Source organism: Nitrobacter sp. CN101, assembly GCF_055390255.1.
In genome coordinates this window covers 4,244,343-4,257,650 of record NZ_AP038833.1, presented here as the reverse complement: position 1 = coordinate 4,257,650, position 13,308 = coordinate 4,244,343, and the positions used below count along the sequence as shown (strand labels likewise).

The following is a 13,308-nucleotide window of genomic DNA, read 5'->3' as shown; positions in this document are numbered from 1 at the left end:
TCCGAAATCGTGACATTTGCGAGGAGATGGAACGGCACCGCGGGCCAATGATGTCGCGTCCCTGCCGCAGGCGGGTTCGTTGCAGACACGACATGATACTCCTCGTTTTGACCGCCTTGCCTTTCGTGTCCTTAGTTACCGTAACGGTCGCTGCGCGCACGCGAGCGCCGGAACACCACTGTCCTTGATCAAGAGCAGGAGGAATTTCGTCGGTTGGGTGCCGCTGGCGTTCCGGTCAACGACATGAACATCAGCAGGCCTTCTGCTGGTGTCAGTGTCATCTGTTGTCCATCCTTCAGCTGCATCATGACGGAGTCCTCCAGCACGCACAGCCAGATCCGGAAACTACTGGAGTGTAGAATGACTTCTGACGCGCTATGGCGGAGAGAGTGTTCAAATCAGCATAGATTGCCTTTCGCACACGTTCGTCGATGTTCAACATAGTCCTCTGCCATAACCGCAAGCTGGTCGTTTTAGGTCGCGTCAGTTCACTATTCGCCGCGCCAATTGCGTCGCAATGTATGGGCTGGAGTATGGGTGCAAGAGGTCGGCGGAGGCGTGGATTGCAAACGCTGTGTGCCCAGCCGATCCCTTCCGCGTCTCTGCAAGTATCAGTCAACGTCAGGTGGTGTTACCGCCCGGATTCACGGCTCCGAGTGTGAAAATGACCTCAACGCGCGGGAGGCGTTCAGCAGCAAGCGACAAAAAATCAGGACCGCCCTTTCAGGGTCAGCGTAATAATGATATAAACCGTCCGGTCGGTTAATTAATTGGAGGGTTTGGGTGCTGGAGGCATTGGTCTGCGATGCGCTCAGCACGCCCATCGGGAGGTATGGCGGTGTTTTGAGTTCGGTTCGGGTCGACGATCTGGCGGCCGTACCGCTAAGGGGTTTGATGGCTCGCAATCCCAACGTTGATTGGTCGGCGGTAGATGACCTCATATGCATCGGCGTAGGACAGGGCATCGCCATCATCGTCGAACGCGTCTGAGGAGAACCGAGCCATGTATGCGCAGCTCGTGAAATCGGAAGGCAGGTTGAAAGACGACATGACGCCGGAAGAGATCGCATTTCAGACGCGCATCGACCGCGGCGAAAAGATCGAGCCTAAAGAGTGGATGCCGGAAGGCTACCGCAAAATGCTGGTCCGCCAGATTGGCCAGCATGCGCATTCCGAGATCGTCGGGCAATTGCCGGAAGGCAACTGGATCACCCGCGCGCCGACGCTGGAACGCAAGGCGATCCTGCTGGCCAAAGTTCAGGATGAGGCCGGCCATGGCCTCTACCTCTACTGCGTCGCCGAGACGCTCGGCATTTCGCGCGACGAACTGATGGAGCGCCTGCATTCGGGCGACATGAAGTACTCTTCGATCTTCAACTATCCAACGCTGACTTGGGCGGATATGGGCGCCGTCGGCTGGCTGGTGGACGGCGCCGCGATCATCAACCAGGTGCCGCTACAGCGCACCTCCTTCGGCCCCTACGGCCGCGCCATGATCCGTATCTGCAAAGAGGAGAGCTTTCACCAGCGGCAGGGCTACGCGATCATGATGAAGATGGCCGCCGGCACGCCTGAGCAGAAGCGCATGGCGCAGGATGCGTTGAACCGTCTCTGGTACCCGACGCTGATGATGTTCGGTCCGTCGGACAAGGATTCGGTCCATTCCGCCCAGTCCATGGCCTGGAAAATCAAGATGAACACCAATGACGAACTGCGCCAGAAGTTCGTCGACCAAACAGTGCCGCAGGCCGAGCTCATCGGCCTGACGGTTCCCGACCCGAACCTGAAGTGGAACGAGGAAAAGGGCGGCTACGACTTCTCTGAGCCGGACTGGAACGAGTTCTACGATGTGCTCGCCGGCAATGGGCCCTGCAACAAGGACCGTCTCGGCGCGCGGGTGAAGGCGTGGGAGGACGGCGCGTGGTTCCGCGAGGCGCTGGTGGCGCATGCCGACAAGAAGGCCGCGCGCCCATACGCCGTCGCCCACGAGTAGCAACCGGGTCAGGCCGCCGTTCGGCTGGCTCCGACCCAGTCACGGGAGAGAAAGCATGTCCAGAGAATGGCCGCTCTGGGAAGTGTTCATTCGGGGCCAGCATGGTCTGAGCCACCGTCATGTAGGCAGCCTGCACGCCGCCGACGCTGAAATGGCGGTCCTGCACGCCCGCGACGTCTATACTCGCCGCAACGAAGGCGTTTCGATCTGGGTGGTGCGTTCGTCCGACATCGCCGCATCGAGCCCCTCCAACAAGGGGCCCTTGTTCGATCCCGCGAACGCGAAGATCTACCGCCATCCGACCTTTTACGAGATACCTGAAGAAGTGGGGCATATGTGATGCCATCGCTTCCCGATGTCGCCCAAGCCGACACAGCAGACCTCGCCCGCGAGGCCGTCGCGCATGGTCAGGGGCTGCATGCCCTTTCGCCCGGTGCCAACCAGGCCGCCTTTTTCGAAGTCCTGCTGCGGATCGGAGACACGACCCTGATCCTGGGGCACCGGGACTCGGAATGGTGCGGACATTCGCCCACGCTGGAGGAGGATATCGCGCTGGCCAACATGGCGCTGGATCTGATCGGCCAGACCCAGCTCTGGCTCGGCCTCGCCGCCGAGGTGGAGGGCAAGGGCCGGACAGCGGACGATCTCGCTTATCTGCGGGACGCCTGGGACTTCCGCAACCTGCTGCTCGTCGAACGGCCCAACGGCGATTTCGGCCATACGCTGATGCGGCATTTCCTGTTCGACATCTATCACCTTGCCCTGCTTCAGGCGCTGGCGACGTCGTCCGACCGGCGGGTCGCCGAGATTGCCGCCAAGGCCTACAAGGAAGTGGCTTATCATGTCGAGCGAACGTCCAATCTGATCGTGCGTCTCGGCGATGGAAATGACGAGAGCCATCGCCGCATGCAGGCCGCGCTCGATGCGCTGTGGCCCTATGTCGGCGAAATGTTCATGGCCGACGAGAAGGACGAGGCGGTCGCCGCTGTGGGTATCGCACCGAAGCCCGCAAGCCTGCGCGCGGCATGGGAGACGACGGTGCGCGACGTGCTTGCTGCGGCGACGTTGACGATTCCGGAGAGCAAGTTCGCCCATAAGGGCGGCAAACGCGGCATCCACACCGAGCATCTCGGCTACATCCTCGCCGATATGCAGTTCCTGCAGCGCGCCTATCCTGGTGCAAGCTGGTGAGGTCCGGCCATGCAGACGAGCACGCTGCCCCGCACCGATCAGGTATGGGACTGGCTCGGCCAGATTCCCGACCCTGAGATCCCTGTCATCTCTTTGACCGATCTCGGCATCATCCGCGATGTCGCATGGGACGACGACACTTTGGTGGTGACGGTGACCCCGACCTATACGGGATGCCCCGCCACCAGCATCATTAGCCTGGATATCGAGCGCGCGCTGCGTGACCGTGGCGTTGAGAAGATCAGACTCGAGCGCCAGCTTTCTCCGCCTTGGACGACCGACTGGATTAGCCGCGAGGGCCGAGAAAAGCTGCACGATTACGGCATTGTGCCGCCGATCGACGGAACCGCTGCGGATGGCCGCCTCACCGGTCGCGCCTTCAGACTCGCGGGACGATCGGACCTGATCATCGCATGCCCCCGCTGCGGGTCAAAGCAAACGGAAAAAGTAAGTCAGTTCGGTTCGACGCCCTGCAAGGCGAGCTACCGTTGCAAGGACTGTCTTGAGCCATTCGACTATTTCAAATGCATTTGAGAGCGGGAGCATCTCGAATGGCTCGCTTCCATCCCTTGAAAGTCACGGACGTGCGGCGCGAGACGCGCGATGCCGTCGTGGTGACGCTGATGCCGCGTGCGGAAGACAGCGCTTTGTTCGCGTTCACGCACGGTCAGTACCTGACTTTCCGCCGTAACTTCGACGGCGATGAGCTGCGCCGCTCCTATTCGATCTGCGCCGGGTGCGACGAAGGTGTTCTCAAGGTCGGCATCAAGCGCGTCGATGGCGGCACGTTCTCGACGTGGGCGAATGAGGCCCTTGCAGCCGGCGACGAGATCGAAGCCATGCCGCCGATGGGACATTTCTTCACGCCGATCAAACCGGATGCGCGGAGGAACTACATAGGATTCGCCAGCGGCTCGGGCATCACACCGGTGCTTTCCATCATCAAGACCGTGCTCGCCCGGGAGCCTTACGCAAGCTTCACGCTCGTCTACGCAAACCGCAAGATCAGCTCGATCATGTTCCGCGAGGAACTGGAGGATCTGAAAAACCAGCATCTCGGCAGGTTCTCCGTGATCCATGTTCTCGAAGCCGAGGCGCAAGACATCGATCTCTTCACCGGCCGCGTTGACGGCGACAAGGTGAAGGCCCTGTTCAGGCACTGGATCGATGCTGGCTCTATCGACACGGCTTTCATCTGCGGCCCCCAGCCGATGATGCTGGCGATTGCCGCGGCGCTGCGCGGGCACGGGTTGAACGACACGCAGATCAAGTTCGAGCTGTTTGCCTCCGGCCAGCCGGGCCGGGCCAAGGTCAAGGCCGTGTCCAGGACGGCCGTCGTACCCGGCACTGGGGTTGAAGCGACGGTGACTTTGGATGGAGCGACCCGCAGCTTCATCATGCCGCGCGAGGGTAAGAGCGTGCTCGATGCCGCGCTCGCCGCCAATATGGATGCGCCCTACTCCTGCAAGGCGGGAGTGTGCTCGACCTGCCGCTGCAAGGTGCTGGAAGGCGAAGTGGAAATGGCGGTGAACCATGCGCTGGAGGACTATGAAGTGCGCGCGGGCTATGCGCTGAGCTGCCAGGCGTTTCCACTGACTGGCCGCCTCGTCGTGACCTACGACGAATAGCGTTGAGGAGAGGAGCGCATGGCCGATACGATGAATATCGAAGACTACCTCGCCCGGGGCGGTGTGCTGACCGCGCCTGACAACGCGCCGGCGCGCTATCGCGGCGAGTTGATGCGGCTGATGTCGTCTTTCGTCGACAGCGAACTGGCGGCCTCTGCCGGTTTCGCCGGAGCGATCAACTTCGCACCTGGCATCAAGGAGCGCATCGCGGCAAGCCGCATCACGCTCGAAAAGGCGGACCATGCCGAGCGCGTTCTGAACATCATGAGCGACTTCGGCACCGATGCCGACCGCTACCAGGCGCAGCACGACTGGAGCGCGCGGGTCGAGCGCAACACCGATCTCGGCGCGGCGCGCCTCGGCGACGACATGCGACTCGCCGTCTTCCACTATCCGATCGAGAACTGGACCGATGCGGTGGTGATGAACGTGCTGCAAGGGCTGGCGACCGGCATCCAGATGAATGAACTGACGCGCGTCTCTTATGTTCCGCTGGCGGACGTCTTCCGCGAGATCGCACCGCGCGAACGGCGTCATGCCGAACTGGGCTACGAGGGTCTGCAACGGATTGCCTCGACACCAGAGGGCAAGAAGGCCGCACGGGAAGCCATCGCCTACTGGAACCCGCGCGTTGCGACCACTTTCGGTGTCGCGGGCTCGAGCCGTTTCGATACGCTAAGAAAATTCGGCCTGCGCCATACCTCCAACGAGGAATTGCTGGCGCAGTGGGCAAACGTAAGAGACGAAAAGCTCGGCGTGCTGGGTCTCTAGAGCTAGTCGATATTCTTCAAGCCCAGCACTCGCGCCTCGTCCGTTCCACCAGATCAAGGAGGTCATCATGGCAAGCGCAGCCCCCCGTCGACTGGAGAGCTATGTCTATGGGGCGTGGACAGCCGGCAAGGGTGACGGCTTACCGTTGCTCGACGCAGGCACCGGCGAGCCGGTGGCTCTGATCGACTCCAAGGGCCTCGATTTCGCGGAAGTGCTGCACTACGGGCGTACTGTCGCGGGCCCGAAGCTGCGTGCCATGTCGTTCCACGAGCGCGCGGCGATGCTGAAGGCGCTCGGTCTTGCGCTGATGGAAAAGAAGGAAGAGTTCTACGCCGAAAGCTTCCGCACCGGCGCCACCCGCGCCGACGGTTGGGTGGACATCGAGGGCGGTATCGGCACGATGCTGGCCTTCGCTTCGAAGGGCCGGCGCGAACTGCCGAACACGCGTATCCTGACCGACGGCAATGTGGAGCCGCTGTCGAAGGACAACAGCTTCAGTGCGCAACACATCTACGCGCCGCTGCAGGGCGTCGCGGTCCACATCAACGCTTTCAATTTTCCGATCTGGGGTATGCTGGAGAAGATTTCGCCGACCTTGCTTGCCGGCGTGCCGGCGGTGGTGAAGCCTGCTTCGCAGACGGCCTACCTGACCGAATTGATGGTGCGGCGGATCATCGAGACCGGCCTCCTGCCGGAGGGAGCGCTGCAACTGATTTCCGGTTCGGTCGGCGACCTCCTCGACCACGTCACCGGACAGGACGTGGTGACCTTCACCGGTTCGGCCTGGACCGGCCGCAAGCTGAAAGCGCATCCGGCCGTGATCGCCAATTCGGTGCGCTTCACGATGGAGGCGGACAGCTTGAACGCCTCGATCCTCGGTCCGGATGCCACGCCTGGCACGCCGGAGTTCGACCTGTTCGTGAAGGAAGTGGCGCGCGAGATGACGGTGAAGGCCGGCCAGAAATGCACCGCGATCCGCCGCGTGATCACACCGCGCGACCATGTCGATGCGCTGGTCAAGGCACTGGGCGACATGCTGGGCAAGACCGCGCTCGGCCTGCCGGACGACGAGACGACCCGCATGGGGCCGCTTGCGTCGCTCCACCAGCGCGCCGAAGTGCGCGAACGCATTCAGGATCTGCTGTCGGACGCCGAGATCGTTGCCGGCAATCCGGATAACGTACGGGTTGCGTCCGGTGATGCGGAGAAGGGAGCATTCCTCAATCCGGTCCTGCTTTATGCCGACGATCCTTTCGGCGCCTTCAAGATCCACGATGTGGAGGCGTTCGGTCCGGTTTCGACCGTGCTGCCCTATGACTCGATCGAGGAGGCCGTCGAACTGGCCAGGCTCGGCAAGGGTTCGCTGGTTTCATCTGTCTTCACCGACGACCCGAAGGTGGCAGAGCAGGTCGTCATCGGCGTCGCGCCGTTCCATGGCCGGGTGCTTGTCGGCAACCGCCGCTCCGCCAAGACATCGACGGGCCACGGCTCACCGCTCGCAGGGCTTGTCCATGGCGGTCCGGGCCGCGCCGGCGGCGGCGAGGAAATGGGCGGTATGCGCGGCGTGAAGCATTACATGCAACGCACCGCCGTGCAGGGCACGCCGCGTCTCTTGTCGGCCGTCACCGGACGCTGGATCGAGGGCGCTGACGTGCAGCACGGTGAGCATCCCTTCCGCAAGTCGCTGGCGGAACTGAAGATCGGCGATCAGCTAATGACCGCGAAGCGGCAGATCACCTTGGACGATGTCGAGCACTTCGCACATTTCACCGGCGATACTTTCTACGCCCACATGGACGAGGCGGCGGCCAAGGCCAACCCGTTCTTCGACGACCGCGTGGCCCATGGCTACCTCATCGCCTCCTTCGCCGCCGGCCTTTTCGTTGAGCCCAATCCCGGCCCGGTACTAGCCAACTACGGCGTGGACAATATGCGCTTCCTCACCCCGGTTTATTTCGGTGACACGGTGCAGGTGCGATTGACCTGCAAGGAAATCAACCCGCGCGAAAACGCCAACCATGGCGAGGTGCGCTGGGATTGCCAAGTCACCAACCAGAAGGGTGAGATCGTTGCGCAGTACGATGTGCTGACGATGGTGGCAAAGATCTGGCCGCCGGCACAAACACAAGAGGCGGCCGAATGACAGATCCAACGGCTGCGTCGGGAGAGATGGAGTCTGTTCGGCTCGACCGCCGTGGCAGCCTTCTCTCAACGCACTGCCTTAATGCCTCCGAGGATGAGCGTGGTGAGAACCTCGGCATAATCCTCGCGGCTGATGCGGCCGCCGTCCTTGAACCACATGTCCATCCAGTTCATCATGCCAAAAAGCGACATGGTCACCGGCATGACCAAGGGGCGCTCGTGGTCGTCCAGGCGCGGACTGATCTGGTGCACGACGCCCGCGAACCGGCGCACGATCCGCCTTTCAACTTCGGTGATCGCCTGTTTCTGCTCGTCGGTCAGCAGGCTCATCGCGTTCAACTGGACCTTGTGCCGGTCGCCGGCTCCGCGATAGTGCTCGAGCACGACGCCCACGAGAAACTTCAATCGCACTGAAGGCTCCATGGCCGGATCGTCGGACGCTTCCAGATCCGAGTCGAGTTCCTCCAGGTGAGTGAAGATGATCGCGAAGACGAGCGCGTCCTTGCTTGGGTAATAGTGATAGAGCAAGGCTTTCGATATCCGCGCCTGACCGGCGATCTGAGACATGGACGCCTTGTCGACTCCCAGCGTGGCCAGCACATTCGCCGCATAGTCCAATATGGCGAGTTGTTTTTCTTCGAAATCCTGCGCTCGCGTCCGAGCCATATCAATCCAACCTTCTGATGCTCCGGGCGATCAATCCGTGATCGTCAGAAGCTGAACATGACACGTTCTATAGCGTTTTCGAGCGAAGTGGATACCGGTTCGCGTGAAGAAAACGCGTCAAAACAACAATCTAGAGCTTCGCTTCTGATTCAATCAGAAGCAAAAATGCTCTAGCAACCGGACGTGGGCGAAGAAACATTCCCGATTCTTGATCGTTATTCCTTCGGCCTGTTGTCCACCACACGCTTGGCCTTGCCCTCCGAGCGAGCCACCGAGTTCGGATCGCGCACCTCGATTTTCGTCAAGACACCGACAATGCTCTTGATGTGGTGCGCGAGCTCCTTGGCGGATTCGGCGCGGGCATCGGCGTCAGTCATGTCCTCGGTGCATTCGACATGCACGGCCATGTTGTCCATACGGCCCGCGCGCGTCACTTCGATGTAGAAGTGGGGTGCGAGGCCCTTGCATTTCAGGATCTGCTCCTCAATTTGCGTCGGGAAAACATTGACGCCGCGCAGAATCATCATGTCGTCTGAACGGCCGGTGATCTTCTCGATCCGGCGCATCGAGCGCGCCGTTCCCGGCAGCAGGCGCGTCAGGTCGCGCGTGCGATAGCGGACCATCGGCAGCGCTTCCTTGGTGAGCGTCGTGAAAACAAGCTCGCCCATTTTGCCATCTGGCAGGACCTCGCCGGTGACCGGGTCGATGATTTCCGGATAGAAATGATCTTCCCAGACGTGCAGGCCATCTTTGGTCTCGACGCACTCCTGCGCAACACCCGGCCCCATGATCTCCGACAGGCCATAGATATCGACCGCGTGCATGTCGAAGGCCTCCTCGATTTCGAGGCGCATGGCGTTGGTCCATGGCTCGGCCCCGAAGAGGCCGACCTTGAGCGAACTTTTGCGCGGGTCGAGGCCTTGCCGCCTGAATTCGTCCAGGATGGACAGCATGTAGGACGGCGTCACCATGATGATCGACGGCTTGAAATCGTTGATGAGGGTGACCTGGCGTTCGATCATGCCGCTGGAAATCGGAACGACGGTGCAGCCGAAGCGCTCGGCGCCGTAGTGCGCGCCCAAGCCGCCGGTGAACAGGCCGTAGCCATAGGCATTGTGCAGGATATCGCCCGGACGGCCGCCGCCGGCTCGTATCGAGCGGGCGATCAGGTCCGCCCAAGTGTCGATATCGCCCTTGGTGTAGCCCACGACCGTCGGCTTGCCGGTCGTACCCGAGGAGCCATGGATGCGCGCGAGCTTGTTCTGCGGGACGGCGAACATGCCGAACGGATAGGTGTCGCGCAGATCCTGCTTGTGGGTGAAGGGAAATTTCGACAGGTCGGAAAGCGAGTTCAGGTCGTTCGGATGGATGCCCGTTTCGTCGAAGAGCTTACAGAAAAAGGGCGAGTTCTCGCAGGCGTGCCTGATCGACTGCTTCATGCGCTTGAGTTGTAGCGCCGAGATTTCGTCGCGCGAGGCATACTCGATCGGCTCAAGGTCTTCTCTGCGGGGCGTCAGATTCTCCACGGTGTTCTCTCTGCGGAAATCCGTCGGTTCAATCCTCGACTGGCAGATGCGTGCCTTTCACTAGGCGCGAGTGGCCACGGAATTCGGCCACATGCTCGCCCGACTGATTGGTGACGCGGATGTCGTAGATGCCAGACCTGCCGTGCCGCGAAACCTCTCTGGCGGTCGCTGTCAGGCGGTCGCCGAGGCGGCCAGGGATCAGGTATGTGATCGAGCAATGTTGCGCGACGGCCAACTGGTTGTAGCTATTGCATGCGAAGGCAAAGGCGGAGTCAGCCAGGGTGAATATGTAGCCGCCGTGGCAGTTGCCATGTCCGTTCGACATGGCCTCGAGGATCGTCATCGAAAGTGTGGCTTCACCGGGCGCGATGCGGTCGAGCGTCATACCGAGCCGCTGGCTTGTGGAATCGTCGTTCCACATCGCCCTGGCGGATGCCTCCGCCAGTTCCTGAGGTGTCATCTGGGAAGCGGGTTTCATTCGCCCTTGAACTCCGCCTTGCGCTTTTCCAGGAAGGCGATGACGCCCTCGGCATAATCGGCGCTGCGGCCGGCGGTTCGCTGGCAATCGCGCTCCATGTCGAGTTGTTCGTCGAGACTGTTGGTCGCAGCCGCCTGAATAAGGCGCTTTGTGAGGCCAAGACCGAGTGTGGGGCCCGCAGCCAGCGATATGGCGAGCGACCGTGCCTCATTCATGAGATCCGCGTCCTCGACCGCCTTCCAGATCAGCCCCCATTCGGCGGCCCTCTCGGCCGGCAAGGGCTCGGCGGTCATGGTCAGCGCCTTGGCGCGGGGCTCTCCGATAATGCGGGCGAGACTCCATGTGCCGCCGGCATCGGGTACGAGGCCGATCCTGGCGAAAGCCTGGATGAACTTGGCGGATTTCGCCGCGAGTACGATGTCACAGGCAAAGGCGATGTTGGCGCCAGCACCGGCCGCCACGCCGTTGACCGCGCAAACGATCGGCTTCTCCAGCGAACGCATCAGACGCAGCGTCGGATTGTAGTAGGTCTCGAGCGTATGGCCGAGGTCCGGCGCGGGGCCGCCCTTGCGCGGATCCCGATCGCCCAGATCCTGCCCCGCGCAGAACCCGCGACCTGAGCCGGTCAGCAGGACGGCGCGGACAGTCGGATCATCATGCGCTCGCTGAATGCCGGCCCGCAGCGCCAGGTGCATCTCTCCGTTAAACGAGTTCAGTTTGTCCGGGCGGTTTAATGACAGCGACAGCACGCCGTCGGACAGCGCCGAGAGCACAGTTTCGGAAGCCGGCATTTCTTCTTCCTTGCTCGACGATCGCTTTCTCCGTCCAGCATATAAAACGCATAGACCGTCCGGTCGGTCAATGATAAACGAGAGCGAGGAGTCGAAGAGAGGATTTGGATGCCGGAGCAAGGGAGTCTGCTATGCCCGTCGTCTCCGTCTCCCGCGAGGGCGAGATCGCCGTCGTCACCGTCGACAACCCGCCGGTCAATGCACTCAGCCAGGCTGTTCGCCGGGCCTTGTTCGATGCGACCACCGAACTGGACGCCGACGACGAAGTGAAGGCCGTGGTGTTGGCCTGTGCCGGCCGGACCTTCATCGCCGGTACTGACCTATCCGAATTCGGCAAGACGCCGATGGAGCCGCATCTGCCCGATCTCGTGAACCGCATCGAGGCTTCGGTAAAACCCTGGATCGCCGCGATCCATGGAACAGCGCTGGGTGGTGGCTTCGAGATCGCGCTGGGCTGTCGGTTCCGGGTTACTGTGCCAGACGCCGCGATCGGCCTGCCCGAGGTGACGCTCGGCATCGTGCCGGGCGCATCGGGAACCGTACGCACGCCGCGGCTAGTCGGTGCCGAGGCGGCGGTCGAGCTGGTGACGGGCGGCAAGCCGGTGAAGGCAGCCAAAGCACTCTCCATGGGTCTGGTCGATGCCGTCGTGCAAGGCGACTTTTTACAAAGCGTTCTTGCGTTTGCGAGCGACGCTGTGGCCCGGCCGCTGCCCGTTCCGTTGTCGCAGCGCACGGTCGCGGCACCTGCGTCCACATTTTGGGAGGACAAGAAGGGGACGATTGCCAAACGGGCGAAGGGCGAAACCGCACCGCTCGCCGCATTGGAATGCGTGCGCATGGCGGTGGAGTTGTCATTCGATGAGGCGCTCGCCTTCGAGCGCAAGACCTTCCTCGACCTACGCGGTTCGGAACAGGCCGCGGCGCTGCGCGCGGTGTTCTTCGCAGAACGCGCCGCGCGGCGCCCGGCGGGCCTGAAGGGCGTGGAGCCCCTGCCGCTGCGTAAAACGGGTGTCGTGGGCGGCGGCACGATGGGCGCTGGCATCACGGCCGCGTTGCGGGACGCCGGCATTCCCGTTGTGCTGATCGAACGCGACGCGGAAGCCGTGGCGCGCGGCCTCGCCAACGTCCGTACCATCTTCGAAGGCGGCGTGAAGCGCGCCAAGCTGACCAAGTCACAGGCCGAAGCGAAGCTGGCCGGCGTGACGGCTTCCACGGACTGCGGTCTTCTCGCCGACGCCGATATGGTGATTGAGGCCGTGTTCGAGGAACTCGGCGTTAAGCGTGCCGTATTCAACCAGCTTGGCAGGCTCTGTCGGCCCGACTCCATCATTGCCACCAACACGTCCTATCTCGATCCGCGCCTCATTGCGGAAGGTGTTCCCGATCCGTCGCGCTTCATCGGCCTGCATTTCTTTAGTCCGGCAAACATCATGAGGCTGCTGGAGATCGTACCGATCCCGCAAACCGCGCCGCGGACACTGGCAACCGGCTTTGCGCTGGCGCGGGCGCTGGACAAGATCCCGGTGCAGGCAGGTATCTGCGAAGGGTTCATCGGCAACCGCATCCTCAAGCGCTACCGCACCGCAGCCGAGGCACTGGTGTACGACGGCGTGCCCATCGCCGAGATCGATGCGGCCATGCGCGATTTCGGCTTCGCCATGGGACCCTTCGAAGCACAGGATCTCGGTGGCCTCGACATCGCCTACCTGCAGCGTGAAGGTGCTCGCGCCAACGGACAGGATGTGCCCGAGACGCTTGGCGACATTCTCGTGCGCGCCGGTCGCAAGGGCCAGAAGACAGGCGGCGGCTGGTACGACTATGCCGGGGACCGCAAGCCGCAGCCGTCTGCGGTGGTAGCGGAGCTGTTGGCCGGGAAGATCGCCCGCATGACGGCGCATTCCACCATAGCATGCCACTTGGTTGGCGAAATGGCCGCGGAGGGCGACGCGATTCTAGCCGAGGGCGTTGCCGGGCAACCGTCTGACATTGATCTCGTTGAGATCCACGGTTACGGCTTTCCGCGCTGGAGGGGCGGACCGATGTTTGCGCGTGCTCACAGCCATAGGCAGCACGACGTTTGAACTGGGCAGGACGGCCCAGGAAACGTGCGGGGTTTCGGAAG

Annotated in this window: 12 protein-coding genes and 1 pseudogene; 9 read left to right on the top strand and 4 right to left on the bottom strand. The window is 62.2% G+C overall.

The features are described 5' to 3' along the window. Window positions 1–783: 783 nt before the first annotated feature. The 8 genes and pseudogenes from ACZ5IL_RS21250 to paaZ form a co-directional block, all read left to right on the top strand. Window positions 784–942, top strand: a pseudogene (locus ACZ5IL_RS21250) (3-oxoadipyl-CoA thiolase); the annotation flags it as partial. Window positions 943–1,003: 61 nt separating this feature from the next. Continuing rightward, a complete protein-coding gene (gene paaA / locus ACZ5IL_RS21245) occupies window positions 1,004–1,993 on the top strand; it encodes a 1,2-phenylacetyl-CoA epoxidase subunit PaaA (RefSeq protein ID WP_464594396.1) in 990 nt (329 codons plus the stop codon). Window positions 1,994–2,048: 55 nt separating this feature from the next. After that, window positions 2,049–2,333 (top strand): 1,2-phenylacetyl-CoA epoxidase subunit PaaB, encoded by a 285-nt coding sequence (gene paaB / locus ACZ5IL_RS21240; RefSeq protein WP_309775800.1) that lies wholly within the window; start codon window positions 2,049–2,051, stop codon window positions 2,331–2,333. Next, window positions 2,333–3,184 (top strand): 1,2-phenylacetyl-CoA epoxidase subunit PaaC, encoded by an 852-nt coding sequence (gene paaC, locus ACZ5IL_RS21235; RefSeq protein ID WP_464594395.1) that lies wholly within the window; start codon window positions 2,333–2,335, stop codon window positions 3,182–3,184. Before paaB ends, paaC begins: the two co-directional genes overlap by 1 nt. 9 nt (window positions 3,185–3,193) lie before the next feature. Continuing rightward, window positions 3,194–3,718, top strand: coding sequence for a 1,2-phenylacetyl-CoA epoxidase subunit PaaD (gene paaD, locus ACZ5IL_RS21230; RefSeq protein ID WP_464594394.1), 525 nt, complete (start codon window positions 3,194–3,196; stop codon window positions 3,716–3,718). A 17-nt stretch (window positions 3,719–3,735) separates the two neighbouring features. Next, window positions 3,736–4,812, top strand: coding sequence for a 2Fe-2S iron-sulfur cluster-binding protein (locus ACZ5IL_RS21225; protein WP_464594393.1), 1,077 nt, complete (start codon window positions 3,736–3,738; stop codon window positions 4,810–4,812). 18 nt (window positions 4,813–4,830) lie between these two features. Beyond that, window positions 4,831–5,583, top strand: coding sequence for a Phenylacetic acid catabolic protein (locus ACZ5IL_RS21220; RefSeq protein WP_464594392.1), 753 nt, complete (start codon window positions 4,831–4,833; stop codon window positions 5,581–5,583). A 67-nt stretch (window positions 5,584–5,650) separates the two neighbouring features. Continuing rightward, complete coding sequence (paaZ, locus tag ACZ5IL_RS21215) at window positions 5,651–7,726, top strand: phenylacetic acid degradation bifunctional protein PaaZ (protein WP_464594391.1); 2,076 nt, start codon at window positions 5,651–5,653, stop codon at window positions 7,724–7,726. Window positions 7,727–7,791: 65 nt separating this feature from the next. Here the strand turns inward: paaZ and ACZ5IL_RS21210 are convergent, their stop codons facing one another. The 4 genes from ACZ5IL_RS21210 to paaG all read right to left on the bottom strand — a co-directional run bounded on the left by ACZ5IL_RS21210 (window position 7,792) and on the right by paaG (window position 11,186). Further along, window positions 7,792–8,391 (bottom strand): TetR/AcrR family transcriptional regulator, encoded by a 600-nt coding sequence (locus tag ACZ5IL_RS21210; protein WP_464594390.1) that lies wholly within the window; start codon window positions 8,389–8,391, stop codon window positions 7,792–7,794. A gap of 215 nt (window positions 8,392–8,606) precedes the next feature. After that, the gene (paaK, locus tag ACZ5IL_RS21205; RefSeq protein WP_464594389.1) at window positions 8,607–9,917 is read right to left on the bottom strand and encodes a phenylacetate--CoA ligase PaaK; all 1,311 of its coding nucleotides are present in this window, start codon (window positions 9,915–9,917) and stop codon (window positions 8,607–8,609) included. A gap of 28 nt (window positions 9,918–9,945) precedes the next feature. After that, window positions 9,946–10,395 (bottom strand): hydroxyphenylacetyl-CoA thioesterase PaaI, encoded by a 450-nt coding sequence (gene paaI / locus ACZ5IL_RS21200; RefSeq protein WP_464594388.1) that lies wholly within the window; start codon window positions 10,393–10,395, stop codon window positions 9,946–9,948. Continuing rightward, a complete protein-coding gene (gene paaG / locus ACZ5IL_RS21195; protein ID WP_464594387.1) occupies window positions 10,392–11,186 on the bottom strand; it encodes a 2-(1,2-epoxy-1,2-dihydrophenyl)acetyl-CoA isomerase PaaG in 795 nt (264 codons plus the stop codon). Before paaG ends, paaI begins: the two co-directional genes overlap by 4 nt. A 131-nt stretch (window positions 11,187–11,317) precedes the next feature. Here paaG and ACZ5IL_RS21190 point away from each other — a divergent pair, with 131 nt between their 5' ends. After that, entirely contained in the window at window positions 11,318–13,267 is a 1,950-nt protein-coding gene (locus ACZ5IL_RS21190) for a 3-hydroxyacyl-CoA dehydrogenase NAD-binding domain-containing protein (protein WP_464596956.1), read from the top strand. Window positions 13,268–13,308: the final 41 nt, after the last annotated feature.